The 16,130-nt window shown below is 37.1% G+C and carries 11 protein-coding genes; 1 reads left to right on the top strand and 10 read right to left on the bottom strand.

Features of this window, described 5'->3' with window-relative positions:
* The first annotated feature begins 7 nt into the window (after positions 1-7).
* A complete protein-coding gene (locus B4U84_RS02170) occupies positions 8-1,561 on the top strand; it encodes a glycine betaine ABC transporter substrate-binding protein (protein ID WP_044452875.1) in 1,554 nt (517 codons plus the stop codon).
* A 151-nt stretch (positions 1,562-1,712) separates the two neighbouring features.
* On the opposite strand, the gene B4U84_RS02175 is transcribed toward B4U84_RS02170, so the two are convergent.
* The 10 genes from B4U84_RS02175 to egtD all read right to left on the bottom strand — a co-directional run bounded on the left by B4U84_RS02175 (position 1,713) and on the right by egtD (position 15,880).
* Positions 1,713-3,983, bottom strand: coding sequence for a pyridoxal phosphate-dependent decarboxylase family protein (locus B4U84_RS02175; protein WP_131115297.1), 2,271 nt, complete (start codon positions 3,981-3,983; stop codon positions 1,713-1,715).
* A 429-nt stretch (positions 3,984-4,412) separates the two neighbouring features.
* Positions 4,413-5,519, bottom strand: a complete 1,107-nt coding sequence (locus B4U84_RS02180) for a DMT family transporter (RefSeq protein WP_131115299.1) — start codon at positions 5,517-5,519, stop codon at positions 4,413-4,415.
* Positions 5,520-5,723: 204 nt separating this feature from the next.
* The gene (locus B4U84_RS02185) at positions 5,724-7,142 is read right to left on the bottom strand and encodes a pyridoxal-dependent decarboxylase (protein WP_131115301.1); all 1,419 of its coding nucleotides are present in this window, start codon (positions 7,140-7,142) and stop codon (positions 5,724-5,726) included.
* 71 nt (positions 7,143-7,213) lie between these two features.
* On the bottom strand, positions 7,214-8,944 hold the full coding sequence (locus tag B4U84_RS02190) for an iron uptake porin (RefSeq protein ID WP_044452872.1): 1,731 nt from the start codon (positions 8,942-8,944) through the stop codon (positions 7,214-7,216).
* Positions 8,945-9,042: 98 nt separating this feature from the next.
* Positions 9,043-10,065: a substrate-binding domain-containing protein gene (locus tag B4U84_RS02195; RefSeq protein ID WP_131115303.1), complete on the bottom strand. Its 1,023-nt coding sequence runs from the start codon at positions 10,063-10,065 to the stop codon at positions 9,043-9,045.
* A 282-nt stretch (positions 10,066-10,347) separates the two neighbouring features.
* Positions 10,348-10,893, bottom strand: a complete 546-nt coding sequence (locus B4U84_RS02200; protein WP_131115305.1) for a hypothetical protein — start codon at positions 10,891-10,893, stop codon at positions 10,348-10,350.
* 10 nt (positions 10,894-10,903) lie between these two features.
* Positions 10,904-12,241, bottom strand: a complete 1,338-nt coding sequence (gene ovoA / locus B4U84_RS02205; protein ID WP_044452870.1) for a 5-histidylcysteine sulfoxide synthase — start codon at positions 12,239-12,241, stop codon at positions 10,904-10,906.
* A 132-nt stretch (positions 12,242-12,373) separates the two neighbouring features.
* A complete protein-coding gene (locus tag B4U84_RS02210; RefSeq protein WP_044452869.1) occupies positions 12,374-12,847 on the bottom strand; it encodes an SET domain-containing protein in 474 nt (157 codons plus the stop codon).
* Between the two features lie 501 nt (positions 12,848-13,348).
* A complete protein-coding gene (locus B4U84_RS02215; protein ID WP_131115307.1) occupies positions 13,349-14,467 on the bottom strand; it encodes a mechanosensitive ion channel family protein in 1,119 nt (372 codons plus the stop codon).
* Between the two features lie 438 nt (positions 14,468-14,905).
* Positions 14,906-15,880 (bottom strand): L-histidine N(alpha)-methyltransferase, encoded by a 975-nt coding sequence (egtD, locus tag B4U84_RS02220; RefSeq protein ID WP_131115309.1) that lies wholly within the window; start codon positions 15,878-15,880, stop codon positions 14,906-14,908.
* Between the last annotated feature and the right edge of the window lie 250 nt (positions 15,881-16,130).

A 16,130-nucleotide genomic window follows, 5' to 3' on the forward strand; every position in this document is an offset into this window, starting at 1 on the left:
CGTATTTATGCAAAACCAGATAACCCAGTTTTTGAATCAATACCTTTCAGAAATTCTCCTCCGCAGTGGGGAACACCTAGTACTAGTAGCGATCGCCATGACGATTGCGATCGCTATTGGTATTCCTTTAGGTATTTTCATCACCCGCGAACCTAAATTCACTCAACCCATTCTCAATATAGCGAATGCTATTCAAACTATTCCCAGTTTAGCCATCTTTGGCTTCCTCATTTCTGTGCCATTTATAGGAGGAATTGGTTCAACTCCTGCGATCGTTGCTTTGACTCTTTACGCTTTGCTTCCCTTGATTCGCAATACCTATATTGGTATTACCAACGTTGATCCAGCAATTCGTGAAGCGGGAAAGGGAATGGGAATGACTGATAGACAATTGTTGTTTCAGGTAGAAATTCCCCTCGCTTTAGGTGTAATTTTAGCAGGAGTCAGGGTAGCCACAGTGATTTCTGTGGGAATTGCTACCATTGCTGCGGCCATTGGTGGTGGTGGTTTGGGAGTATTTATTTTCCGAGGGATTTCCACAGTTAATAATCAGCTAATTTTAGCAGGAGCCATACCCGCTGCTTTGATTGCTTTAGGAGCAGATTTCATCTTAGGATGGTTAGAAAACCAACTGACACAGCAAAGAGGAAAAACGCTAAAAGTTAATCGCCAATTTGCCATTACATTAAGCACATTAGCATTACTAATTGCAGGACTAATTAGCTGGAACTATTCGCAAACAACACCAAAAATTGTGATTGGAGCTAAAAATTTCACTGAACAGTTTATCTTAGGAGAATTACTAGCTCAACAAATTGAATCTCATACAAATTTAAAGGTGGATAGACGCTTCAATTTAGGCGGAGTTTTGATTAGTCATGAAGCTGTGAGAACAGGACAGATTGCTGGTTATGTAGAATATACAGGAACGATTTTTACAAATGTATTAAAACATAAACCTATTAGTAATCCTCAAGTTGTTTATGATAAAGTTAAACAAGAATATGATCAAAAATTTAAATTAGAAGTTATGCCTTCTTTAGGATTTAATAGCACTTTTGCTATGATCATCCGGGGTGAAGACGCTAAAAAATGGCAGATTAAAACCCTTTCCGAAGCTGCTAAATATACACCTCAAATGCAAGCAGGATTCGGATATGAATTTCTGGAACGCGAAGATGGTTATTCTGGTTTAGTTAAGACTTATGGCTTAAAATTTACCAAAACTCCTAAACAAATGGATTTAGGTTTGATGTATCAAGCTTTGAAAGAAAAGAAAGTAGATTTAATAGCTGGTGGTTCAACAGATGGCTTGATTCCTGTCTTGAATTTAGTCATTTTAGAAGATGATAAAAAATATTTTCCGCCCTATGAAGCTATCCCTATATTCAACCAGGAAACTCTGAAAAAATATCCAGATATACGAAAGGTGATTAATCAACTAGCTGGGTTAATTTCCAATGAAGAGATGCAAAAAATGAATTATCAAGTGGAGAATCAATCTCGTCCTGTTGAACAAGTTGTCCGTGATTTTATTAAATCTAAACCTGAATTATTATAATCAGAAATCCTGTAGAGACGAGATATATCGCGTCTCTACAAATTTATGTGTATTGTGATTAGCGTGAAATGGTATAAGTCCTGACAATGTCGAAAAATCTTATTTATTGCAGTATTGAGTCCAATTCAGGTTAATTTTGGTATCAAAAACCTTACTCTATTTCATCTTTTATGTCCTCAATAACTTTCAAAATAGATTGACGAATTAAGCCTTCCAAGACATCAATAAATGAACCTTCAGCTGTTTCGGTTTTCCAGGGATCCTGGACTACAGTACGGATGACAGTAATCGGTTGATCTGGTTCTCCAGTAACCCCTAAACGGTTCTTGTAGTGTTCAATGAAATAAGAACCATAAGATTCTGCATTGAAATCTGTGGTACTGACAATCATGGGGTAATTATTAATATCATCCCCCTCGTCAATACTCAAGTTTTCATAATACCGTTTATTGAGAAGGTTTGCATTCTTTAAACTGGTATTGAGCTTACCATCAATCTTGAAGTTGAAAGCGTAGATCAATATATTTAAATCAGGCCCAAGTTCTTCAAGTGCGGCCATTGCTTCTTCATCTTGCTCAATCTCTTCATTCGTTTTACCATCAACTCTTTCCCGAATGAATTGAATTTTTTCGGCTTCTGTATTTCCGGGAATAGAATCTGGAATTAAGGTCAGAGGAACAATAATAAATGGATCTTCCTCTTTGGCCATACACAACAGTCGAGCATAGAGTTTATCACCACTAAACAGAGCCTGACCCAAAATCCTACCATAGCCATCTTTGGTGGGTCGAATGATGCGATGACTCAAATATACCGCCGCTGGAGCTGCACCTGGTTTAGATCCCTCAATTCCATAAATACCAATGGTTGGCTCGGCTTCTCCATGAAAAACATAGGGAGCAACAAAGGTAACTAAATTCCGCATCGCTGAGTTGCGATAGCATAACGCTCCAGCTGGATAGGGGATGTAACCTGATTTATGGGGATCAACAGTGATGGAGTCAGTTTGAGGAAGAGCGGCGAATTGCTCTTCTACGTAAGCACTCAAGGGAGAAATCGGGGGTGCTGAATCTTTAAAAGAGGGTAAATAAAAGTCTGCGTCGGTACGTAATAGGGTGGCGAAATATCCCCCCCAAGCAGCATCCGCATGAACGGTAAATTGTAATCCTTTTTGGCTGAATTCTTCTCGTAGTTCCAGAATTTGCTTGAGGGGATCAACGGCGCTTTCTTCGGTGGTTCCAATAACTGCAACGACGGTATAGACAGGAATGTGATTATCTAGGCAATATTGTAAATCTTCTCTGAGATTATAACCCTTGAGTCCATCTTGACCAGGTTGAGGTTTAAGAGGCTCAATTCTCATTCTGCCATGTTCGTCAACTTCCACATCAATCATGTGGGAAGCTCCCATTCCTAAAACAGCTGCTGCTTTCGGGAATGAGTAATGTTTGGTTCCGGGTACGAAAAAGACAGGAGATTCAATTTCTTGTAGATAACGTTTGGAAAATTCTTGTATTCCTAAATCTTGTACAGAATACTTGGATAAGGCAGCCGATAAAATAGTAGAGGCTTCACTTTCGTTAACACCTTGGTTCACTAATTTCTCAGTGATTTGCGTGGATAAGGCTAGGATATCATCAACCTTGAGGTTTAAGAGTTGCCAAGTGTTGAGATTGACTAACTGTTGCTCTGTCCAAGTTCCAGAATCTGATGAGTAGGCATTAATCTTGATCTGTTCTGCTACCTTGACCAAGTTTTGATCATGTAACAAAGCTTCTTTGATAGAAATGGGATAAAACTTGAGATTTCTTGCTGACCAAATAGCCTCTATGTTAGCAACAGTTCCCCCACAAGTGATATGTCCCCAGGCGCGCAGTTCATCATTTTCATTATCATCTGGCGGAACGTAGTATCCTAGCATTCGGCAAAGATCATCACCTACTTGGATTTCCAACTCTGTGGTGACAGTAGACGCTTCAAAAGCCACATTATTAGCGTTGTACAGCATTCCCGCAAAGTAGCCGATTACCGAAGGAATCGTGGAGTCCCAGCCCATGTGTCCTTGATAGCGCAAACTGAAAAAGGGAACGGATTGCTTTAGTCTTTCTAATAAGTCGTTATAACCATCTTTGATCAGAGCGATCGCTTTCTGGTAGTCTGGCGATTGCTTGATTTCTTCGGTAATATGACCAGGATCATCTGGAAAATAATTTCTTCTCCACTCAGCTTGAGAGTCGATAGCGTGTGATATTAATCCCTTCAGCAGTTCAGCATTTTCGGCTCTTGGCCCTAAAAACCAAGCTTCTACGGATCTTGAGCCAGTTGTGTTGAGGTTGAGGGTGTTTGCTTTTTTAAAAGACTTTTGGATACGGCGCGCTGCTTTTTCAAAAGCTTTACTGGAAGCCTCTCTGGGAGTTCTCATCAGAACTTTCTCCTTGTAAAGTAATATCGATTTAGTCTTGAAGGCTGTCTGTAAATGTAAACAGGGCTAACTCAGGCATTACGTTTTTACGTGGCTGATATGATGTTAAAATACATCGTGACACCTTGATTCAGACTGTCATAATCGTTTACAAACAGTCGATTTTCGTATTGCAAATTACCATCAATATTGGTAATTTAAGAATTTATTTATAGAATTAATCTTTGATTTTTGAAAGAAAATCAATACATGATATATGTGAAAGTTCCCTTCGGAAATATTTGGATAATTTATTTTTTGATGTTCTCCTAAATCCTATAGAGACGTTGCACTACAACGTCTCTACATGCCCAAAAATATGAGGATAATCCTTCAAGTTTTTCAAAAATTCATTGAAAAATGCTGCTTAGAGACTTGATAAAATTTGCTTTATGAGTAGTGTTTTCTCTTCAAAACACTATGAAGAAATTTTATCTGATGAAGCTTGTAGTAGAGATTTTTGAGCATGGGCGATCGCTTCCAAATTTCTTGACCTGCAAAGACACTGAATACCGAAGGAATTTTATTACTTTCTGTCGTCTTTAATAGAACGTTTTGAGAAATTTCTTTAAGACCAGGTTCATGAGCATCAATATCTAAAGCAACCAAGTTGGTAACGGGTTCACTGCTGTGTAAATCGGAATCCGCCTTACTTGCTTGAGGAATTTGACTTAGGATCAGTGCTGCTAAAACAAGAACAGCGCCAATTATACCTGTTACTCCCAGCTGCTCCCCAAGTAGCCAGAATGCAAAGATTGCTGAGAATACTGGCTCTAGCGTGTAGATCAAAGCAGTCTCGTTTGCTGAAACCCATCGCTGGGCTATGGTCTGAAGCCAAGTGACAATAGTAGTTGCGATTATTGCTAGATATAAAATTACTATCCAGTGTTGATTTATTGCTTCAAACTGGTTCAGAATTTGCGAGTTACCCCAAACTGCACCCAGTCCCCCAATAAATACCAGTTGGATACCAGTAAGTGGAAAGCTAGAGTGACGTGAAGCAATTCGCTCTAGAAACAATATATAGAATGCATAGATCAATGCATCAGCAAACATCAACAAATCACCAATTCCTAGCCTTCCCTCTTCCCAAAACATCGTACCAATACCAATTACAGCCAATCCTGCTGCTAGGAAAGTTCTCAGCATTACACGCTTACCACTCAGCCATTCTAACAGAGGTACAATCAGCGCATTCAGGCTGACAATAAACGCTGCGCGATTTGATGGTATGGTTTGAAGTGCGATCGTTTCAAAAGCTAAGTACAGAAAGAACAAAAACCCCAGAATAATACCATCACGAACCAAATTTAAATTTAGATTGCGTAAATGAAATACAAAAAAAACTGATGCTATTATAAAGCGTATGCCGATCAACGTGCTTGGTGAAAGGCTACTAACGATGTCTTTAGTCAACGGAAAAGTTGTGGCACTAATGATATCAACAAGGATAAGCAGAGCTATTCCTTTGAAATGCAAGGTATTTGCAGTTTGCATCAGATTAATTGATTAAATAATGTTTCTTTACATTCATCAAGAATGCGATCGCTGACTCTGTTTGCTTACAAGTTTTTACAGAGTTACCGATTTAGGGCGCATCCACCCAGCCAGTCCTTGTTTTAGCTTAGTTAGTCTTTATAGTTTTTCCCAGGTTAAAAAATATTTCACCACCAGCATCTATTGCTACTCGACCCCCTTATACTAATTTTCTATTGTACTGGCTATTTGACAAATTAATTGCCAAGCCTGCTGTACATGAATTTTCTGTGTTGTTGCTTGTCCAATTGATATTCGTAAAGTTAGTTTTTGGTCAAGCTTAGTAGAAGTCAGATAGAGTTTTCCTGAAGAATTAAGGCGACTAAGTATTGTCTCATTAATTTTGTCGTTACCTTTGTGACGAAAGCACACCAAGTTTAAGGGAGGATTCACAACTAGCTCAAAACTGGGATGAGCTTTTACCCATTCGCTAAATTCTTGTGCCATAGCAATATGCTTGCGAATGTGATATTGCAATCCTTCTACACCATAGTATCGAATTACAAACCACAGTTTGAGACTTCTAAATCTACGTCCTAAAGAAATCTGCCAGTCTCTATAATCAAGAACTTTACCAGACGTGCTGGCTTGATTTTTGAGATATTCAGGCATGATAGATAGTGCTTGAATTAACTTAGCTCGCTCTTTGACATAAAAACAGGTACAATCAAAATTAGTGAGCATCCATTTATGGGGATTAAAACAATAGCTATCTGCTAGTTCTAACCCTTGGTGAATCCATCGATATTCAGGACATAGAGCTGCTGTACCACTCATTGCGCCATCAACATGAAGCCAAATGTTATATGCTTGAGCGATCGCACCGATTTCTGTTAATGGATCTACTGCATTAGATGAAGTTGTCCCCACAGTAGCAGCAATATAAAAAGGAATTAATCCAGATTTAATATCTGTAATAATTTGCTGTTTAAGTAATTCTGGACACATTCTATAGTCAGCATCAACCTCAATTAAGTGGAAGTTTTCTTGCTTAATTCCCGCTACCTTGGCTGCTTTCTCAATAGAAGAGTGTGCTTGAGTAGAAGTGTAGACAACCAGTTGATTAATATCTGCTTTTGACTGTTCTCTAGCTGCGATCAAAGCTACTAAAGAAGCAGTACTGGCTGAGTCTTGGATTACTCCTCCTCCTGCGGTCGAAGATTTAAACTGCGAAGGAAGATCCAACATATCTATTAACCAGTCTAGAACATGAGTTTCTAATTCAGTACAAGCAGGAGAAGTTGCCCACAACATTCCCTGAACTCCAAGTCCCGCACTGACTAATTCTCCTAAAATTGACGGTGCAGAAATACCTGTAGGAAAGAAAGCGAAAAAGTTTGGAGACTGCCAATGAGTCAATCCTGGTACGATAATTTCATCTAAATCTTGTAAAATATCTGAAAAAGACTCTCCTTTGATCGGGGCTGTTTCTGGTAATTTTGCTCTAATGTCTCCAGGTTCTGCTTGAGATAGAACAGGTAGTTCCTCTACTGTTTCTAAATAATTTGCTATCCAATCAATAGTTTTATATCCCCAATGGCGAAATTCATCTGAGGACATATGGTATTGTTTATTATTTTCCATATTGTTCTACGATTGAAAACTAATGATTTGACACTATATTGAATTTTATTTGGAAGATTTTGAAATTACAATTAAAAGCTAAAGCTGGTTTGCATCAATCCAATCCAAACTGTATCATTATCTGCGTTATGTTCGGGACTTGTAATCACTAAAAATCCTGGAGTAATAGAAATTCTGTCAGTCACTGGGTAGCGATAAGATAATTCAAAATGTAAGGAAGTATCTTGATCCCGGCGTTCGATAACGTCATTATCTGTGACTTTTGGAGGCATTCCAAACACAAAACTTAGTTGACTACCTAATTTGCCCAAATCAGCTAGTGATGTGGTAATTGCCCAACTCCAGATATCTGCCTGATCACCTTTAGAGCCATTGAAATTACTGAGACTAGGTGAACCCTCCGCACGTGCATTAAAGTAGCTAGCCCAACCGCCTAGTATCAGTTTTTCACTTAATTTGTAAGTAAATTGTAAACCAAAAGCATTCGAGGAAGTCGGTGTATTGGCACCAAATGGTAATTGAGCAAATTGACTACCCTTACTTCCCGTAACATTAATACTTGCACCAGGTTCTGGAGCATAATAACGACCGTAAGTAAAAGCAATCCCGATTTTGTCTGATGGAGTGTAGGTGATTTGAGTCAAAGCAGTATATTGACCACCAAATAATCCTTCATTGGGGTTGTCACCAGAACTAGTTAAATAAGTGATACCTGCGGCTAATGTATCGGTGAATTGATAGTAAGCTACAGCTCCACTACCAAAAGCAAAAGAGTAAATTGGACTTTCCGCGCCAAAATTGGAGATGGAACTGACAGGATTAAGAGCCGGAAAAATGCGAGTGGGAAAGTCTGCTGCTGGAGCAATGGCTACTATTCCGCGATCGCCTATGGGAAATTCATAAAATAGCGTACCGAGTACCACATCATTACCAGTGTTTGTTGCGCCTATCAACAGAGTCATATCTGTGCCGGTGACACTACTCCCAACATTATTAACATTCCCTGCAACCAGTTGAGTTCGCAATCGATCTTTACCTGTAAAACTGGTATCAAGAGTCAAAATACTTCGTGATGATAGAGTGGTATTTGTATCTATTTTTTCAGTTGAGTTATTACCAGGAGAAACTGATCTTTTATCACCAAAGGCACTAATTAAGTTAAAACTCGCTGTACCCTTTAAAATTGTAGTAGTACTAAACTGGCGATCTGCAATTGAAGCTGTTTTATATTCTAATGTATCTATTTTTGCAGTAATTGCTTGCAGTTCTTGTGTAAATTCTGTTTGTAATCTTTGTAAAATTGCCAAGTCTTCTTGGGTAGCAAATTTATTACTTAAACTGTTAATTGAACGCCCAAGTTTTAGCAAACAATTATCTAGTGCAGCGGCAAATTCATAACGGGTCATAGCCCGATTACCATTAAAATTACCCTCGGTATCACCACTAATACATTGGTATTTTTCTACTAAGTTCCGCAGCGCTTCATAAGCCCAATGATCAGGAGTAACATCTTGTAATTGATTAACGTTAATAATTTCATCTAATTCAGGAGGAGCGCTAATATATAGTTGCTTACTTTGTGTTTGTAGTGTTTCTGCAACTTTAGATTCGGAATCAGAACTTACTAAGGTTAACTGATTTTGATTCTCTGATGAAATTTGTAAATTCTCTGTATTACTTAAATCTTTTTCTTTAACAGAATTAGAATTTAAATATGTCTGTGCTAATACTGGCAATGCAGTTAACAAATTACCACTCAAAATTATGGAGGTAAGAGTAATGGGTATATCAATTTTTTTCATTATTTTTAGTAAGCGTTTCAGCGCTGAAGCAGATTGAGATATTAAAGGGATATAGTAAAAGAATTATACCCAGCAATAAAACTGAGCATTGACAACTCTTAAAAAGGACGAAGCTTTACTTCATTATTCACAACTTCAATTACTTTTGTATTCACATCATCAGGGATTTTTGTATATCCTAAATCTTCGTTAATTTGTTGTCCCTTAGTCAAAATCCATATCATCAATTTTTTAATTTTTTCCAGCGTATCTTGGTTGGCATAGTTTTTATGGACTAGTAACCAAACTAAACTTACTAAGGGATAGCCATTTTCTGGATCTTGGATATCTTCTGTAGAAAAGTCATCCTGAAATGTGATATTTGCTAGGGCTTTATTAGTTTCTTCAAGAGTAGGTTTAACATAATTACCACTTTGATTTTCAATACTCGCTACTGACAAATTATTAGACAGAGCAACGTTGGCTTGAACATAGCCAATAGCACCGTCAATGCGTTTTACTTCTCCAGCAATTTCACTATCCTGACTAAGAGCAGAAAATACCCGAAATCCCCAATCGGGGTTTCTGCTGGCTACTATTTTACCACCAGTAATTTTCCGCAAGTATTTAGTGAGAATAAAGTTAGTACCGCAATTGTCAGAGCAAACTACTACTTGAATTTTTTTATTAGGAAAACGGGAATTAACTTGTTGCCAATTTGTGATTTTACCAGTGAATATTTGTGACAATTGGTCACGGGATAATTTCACATTACTACTAACTTCTTTGAGATGATAAACAATAGCTAATGCACCTCCTCCTGTTGGCACCATTAACAATCCATTTTCCATCTGATTGATTTCAATAGGAGTGGGAATTAAAGTCGTCGCCCCAAAGTCTACGGAGTTATTCGTAAATAACCGAATACCACCACCACTACCAATCGAGCTATATTTAAATTTTCCACCTGTTTCTTTTTTGTATTCTTGGCTATAACGTTCTATCAACGGTTGAGCAAAAGAATCACCAGATCCTCTTAATAATTGGGCAAAAGCTGCATGAGTGGTGGAAGTAATTGTTGTCGCAGCGACTAATGTAAAAATTAAAATTTGCTGGTAGTTACTAATTTTCAATTTGTTCACAAATATATTCAAAGTAAATAAAGCAACTAATTTTGAGAAAAAGTTCATCCAATTTTAGAACTTACAATTTGGAAATTTTCCTATCGAAATTATCAAACAACAAATTGGATAACTGTCTAGATATCCGTTAATATAGGAGTCCGATTTGATTTATGAAAAAATCTAATACCAATTCTTCGTGAAGCTGCTCCCGAATTTTACCCCTCCCCAACCCTCCCCTTGCGAAGGGGAGGGTGCGCTTTTAGGGTATTGAAAAATGCTAATACTTACCACTAAACTGTACTAGCTCACATTAATTTTTTTCCGATAAATCATAACTTTATTGCCATCAGGGGCAACTTCTAACCAAAAATCTGGAATGACAAATTGATAGTACAATTCTCCCAGACGGGTACTCCGCCAAACGCTTATTGTTTGGTCATTGGGCGCCCATCGTTTGAAAGCTTTGACAGCAACTTCAGGAACTGCACTGGAATCTATTTGTTCATCTACTTGAGTCACAGTACCATTGGGACTAACTTGGGCTTCCACTTGATAGCCTTGTTGGTTTTTTCCTCTCATAATATACATTAAGGAACCATCTGACTTCAGTTCAATTCGAGCTTGATTAAATTCAGCATTGGTCACAGTTTTTGCAGCTGACATTGCTGTAAGTGGTACTTCTTCTAAGGAAATTTTTCGTACTATTCCCCCTAAATTTTGAGCTATTAATATATTGTTTTGTTCAGACAAACTTTCAGCCTGAGCATTACAAGGATAAATGGAGGAGATGCAAACCATCATTCCTGTAAGTATTGATATTCTCCATCTATGAATTACGTTAAACATGATTACCCTGCTAATATTTAATATCTTGAACAATTCTAAAACCAGCGTGTTGATAGAAATTTGGACGGAACCAATTGCGGTAATATTTCAAAGCCTCTGTACCATTGGTTATCCAGCATCCTCCTAACATCATGTGATGTTTGGTATCAAAAAAGATGGCAGAATTATCTTCATACAAAAAATGAGGTTGATATCCTGAGAGAGGGTTTAAATTATCACTCAACCATTCCCAGACATTACCGCGCAAATCATACAATCCAGAGTGACTTTTTGCAGTTTCTAACATCCCGACTGGACTAGGTGAGCCAAATTTAAAATTGAGATTGTAATTGTCTACATCTTTTACTAAACCATCACCATAAGTTGCTAGATTATACTCAGCTTCAGTCATTAAGCGAGTACCTTTACCTTGCCAACGACAGTAAGCTATTGCTTCATAGTGATTGACTTCCACTGGCCAATCCAAGGGTAAGTCTATCTCATCAAAGATGGCTCGATATTGATAATTACCATTTTGAAGCAGCCAAAATTTGGGATGTTGGATGTTATTTTCAGTTTTCCAATTCCAGGATTCTTCATCCCAATAATCTTGATTTTTGTAGCCATCGGACTTGACAAAATTGACAAATTCGCAGTTGGTAATCAGATATTTACTGGCTAAAAAAGGTGCAACTTCAACAGTGCGATCGCCATAATCAATATCCCATCCATAGGTAGTATCATTAAAGGCTTTACCTATTTTTACTACCCCACCAGCCACTTCTATCATTTCATTCTGAGGAGCGTCAGCACCAGAAGGAGCATATTTCCAGTTTGAAGGGCGTTTGACTCTCTCAATTGGCAGTTGGCGAATTAACATCGAAGAGGTTTCAATGTGAATGCGTTGGTGTTCCATCCCCATCATTAACGCCCAAAGGGGATGATCAGGATGAATTGGTAGAGTAATTGGGGTTCTCTTAATTAATTCTGAAATAACTGAGTATGCTTGTTTTCGATACTCCCAAGTCTCTGCAACTTGTGGCCATTCCAGATGGGCGATCGCTTGATCTAATTCCTCTGGCTTTTCTGGATCAACTCCAATTTCAAATAATATCTCATAATCTGGATTAATACGTTTCTTTAATAATCCAACACGAATCAATTTGTTGATGTAGAAAACAGCCGAATGTCCCAGATAAAAAATCAGAGGATTTCTTAAAGGATCGGGATTAATATAAAATGTGTCTTCACCAACTAAACTTCTAAACAACATGTCTTCGAGTTGCCAAGCATTCTCAAAGTAATCGAGGATGGCTTGGTTATTGCAACTATCAAGTTTTGGAGGAACAGTTAATTGGATTGTTTTCATGGTTTTTTGTGGTTGTGATGAACTTTTGAAAACACAATTTAATCCAGATAATTCGCTTCTGTTTCTAGAGTAATAGATTTATAGGTAGATTCCCATGCAAGGGTTAATAAAGTCAAAAAAGATGCAAAAATCTTACTGAGTGACATATTCTCGCTTATCAAGTTCAATCAGGTAAGGAGCGACAAAACCTTGATACTCTTTTTTCCTAGTCGCTGATAAATCTTTCCAACCAGTAACTTTTCCCCGACATTCTTTCGAGCCGCATATGCACTTGGGTGGAAAATGATCAATATAATAGTTTCCCATCGCATAATCATAAGTGATTTCTTCACCCACACCGATATTTTTCATTGCGACAATATCATGACCACCTGTTTCATTGACTCTGATGCCACAATTAGGATCGCAAGAATGGTTTACCTTAGCCATCAATCCAGCATGGAGAACATATTTATTTTGGGCTATTTGTGAAGCGTGACGAGTATTTTTATCCAAGATTTTTTCAATTATTCCAACCACAACTATCTCACCAGCTTTAAATGTTCGCGTGGCAAACACTCCTTCTCCTTTAATATCAATATTTCTTAACTCAATGCCATCTTTCATTTTTTTTCCTTTTTTGTATGATGGTTAAGGTTTTGACAACTAGAAATGGCATATTGACAAATCTATTTTAAATATCAATGATCAATAGGCAGTAATTCATAGGACTTACGCACACTCTACGAATTCTTGGCTTCTACCTTACGGTAGACACGAAGTGGCTTCTGAAAGTAGCCGCTAGCGCGTCTAAGGCGTCTTGGCGGTTAGATAAATTAACCTTTTTGGCAATTTTTGCGTAAGTCCTGATTCATATCGAAATGGGGAGGTAGCAGACCAGCTTCACCAGAAAACTTTTCCATAGACAGAATCAATCTCCCAATCAAGGTTTCTATGTTCGTCTGCGTTAACGAAATTCTATCAAAGAAGGCTTGCTTGTAGATTTTCTAATAATTGATACCAAAGTCCAGTTTTTTGCGAACAATAAAACCGTGTTGCTACACTCTCCCATTTTTCAGACCTTGCTCTAGATGGTCACAATCCCACTCCTGGTTAGCAAAACCTTCTTCAATTGTTGATTGCTTCCCTAGTCTGTTTATATGTTTCCATATCTACTTCTAGGTTTATAGATAGGAAATCTATTCCTTCTTTCTCTAGTAGTTCTAATATGGCTAAATTTAAGTTTCTCTCAGCATCAAAGTAGAGATTGTCATCATTGACAAATGCCATAATCTCAATCACACGGGCATTTCCTTCAATCTTGCTAAACCGCACTATACATGATGGAGAAAAACCTGGAATAGATTTTGGTATTTCCTGAATAGCATTACAAATTCTGGCAGTTTGCTTTGCTGAAATACCATCAATATTGAGAGTTAAAGCTATACCCCACTTTAACTCTTTTCCAGGATTTTGTGACCAATTTTCCACAATTCCAGTAATCATTCTTGAATTGGGCATTTTGATGATCGAACCCCACTTGGTTATATGCAAAGTTGTGGTTCTAAATCCAATTTTTAGTACCTGCACAAAACCATTTATTCCATCTACTCCTATCCAATCACCTTCTCGATAAATATTATCAGAGTAGATAATTAATGTACAAAACCAGTCATAGACAATATCCTTTAATAGCAAACCTAGAGTGATACCAGCACCACCTAATAACCCAACCAATGCAGCAGCTGATTGTCCTAAAAATATTTCACTAACCTTAATTGTCAGTATAATAATTGCTGCTGATTGGAAAACCTTTGGCATTAAAGGCCTGAGCAAGTCGTCAAGGTCAGTTTCAGTTCGTAGCACTACGTTGGCAAGTATCTGACCCATGATAGAAGAGCCTCGATAAACAACGTATGCAACTATAAAAATGACTATAAAGTTGAGTGTTCTACCTATTGCTTCGCTCAGTGCAGGTCCTAATTCTTCTGCCAGAATTGTCTTGACTAGCCAAAATCCACCAATCTGAATTATCCAACTTAAAGAAGGCTTGATGACAGCTACCAATTCATCATCAAGTGTACTTTTAGTTTTGCGAGTAAAGCGCTCAAGAGCTTTAATAATGACTCCAACAAAAAACCGTCTCAACAGCTGTGTTAGTGTCAATATCAAAATAACAGTAGCAATTTTGGCGATCGGTATGCCAGAGTAGTTAATGTTTTTCAGCGTGTTCCAAAGTGTTTCCATAAGTTAACTAAAAAGTATTTGAATTTTTGGTAGATGAAAATTCCTCTATACCTCAACTGTTTGAAATCAGAAGATCAGGCACAGAAAAGAAACACGATGAATTTTATCATTTTCATCCGTAATTTATTTCATAAAAATTATGAAATAAATTACGTTTTATTTCCCGGAATATGTGTATTGGAATTCTTCAAGTAGATATTTATTCTATCAACATAAAAAATGCTCTATAAATTAAGGATTTTCAAATAAAAAAATATCTAATTTGTAAGGTGCGTTAGGAGTACAAAATCTTTGAATACACAGCACCAACTATGCTGACGCACCCTACAATTCAGAAAAATTTGGATAATTGATTTTTTGGTGTTCTCTGATTCACCTTAGTGTAGACACTTCATGATGCCTAGCTCGTTATCCTACAATGGAAGAGAAAACAATCTTTTAAGCTTGGCAAAGAATTAATCCAAACCACTGCTTGGGATCTGTCCAGATTTTCAGGGTTTTAAGTCCTTTGTTCTCTAGTTCTTTTTGCATAATTGCTAAATCAAACTTACGAGAAATTTCGGTGAGAATTTTTTCCCCTCTTTCCAAGAAAACCTTTAAATCTAAGATTTCTAAGGATACCCAATGATTCTGGTGACAATGAAGATACATTTCAATTTGAGCATCGGTTTGATTATATATTGCTTGATGTGTAAATAAGCTAGGATCAAAATTACCTTGAAATCGCCAATTTAAATGGGAGAGCATATTCAAATTAAAAGCAGCCGTTACTCCCTGACTGTCATTATAGGCTGATGATAAAATTTCTTCTGGTTTTTGTAAATCAATACCAAGTAGAAAATAATCACCAGGGTTTAAAGTGTGAGAAATGTGGTGCAAGAAATTCTCGGAATCTTGGGGAGCAAAATTTCCTATAGAACTTCCCAAGAAAAAAATCATCCGTGATGGCGACGAGATCGATTCCAATTTTGCTAATGCTTGCTCGTAAGTTCCTACTAAACCCTCTATCGAGAAAGAAGGATATTTTTCTTGTAGTTTCAGTACACTAGCTTTGAGGATTCCTCCACTTACATCAATTGGTATATATTTACATGAATTAGCAATTTTTTGGTATGCATCTAATAGAAACAAAGTTTTAGTAGAACTGCCACTACCTAATTCTATTAATTCACAAACGCCTGTGATCTTGGCAATTTCATCAGCATATTGGCTCAAAATCCAAGATTCTGTTCGTGTTGGATAATATTCTGGTAAATCACAGATTTGTTCAAATAGTTCTGAACCGCGATCATCATAAAAATACTTTGGAGGTAATTTTTTCGGAGTTTGAGTTAATCCTTGAATGACATCTTTACCATCGTTGGTAACAGATTTATAGAGAACCGTGAGAGATTTCAACGAATTTATAATCATTCTGGTGTTGTTTTTTATTTTCTTAATCTCACAAATAATTGCATATTTAAATATATAGATCAACTCTGATTGCTAGCAATAAATATTTAAATTTTATTTATAAATTACAAACAATCATTATTGTTTAATTATGAAAACCTAACCCATAATTTTTCAGACTTTTTTAACAATAATGAATACTTTTCAAAAGTCTAAATACTATGGATTATCTATTTGATTAAAAAATTGAATTATTTAGTAATGATTTTTG

This window comes from Westiellopsis prolifica IICB1, from assembly GCF_004323185.1.
Lineage (GTDB): Bacteria > Cyanobacteriota > Cyanobacteriia > Cyanobacteriales > Nostocaceae > Pelatocladus > Pelatocladus prolificus_A.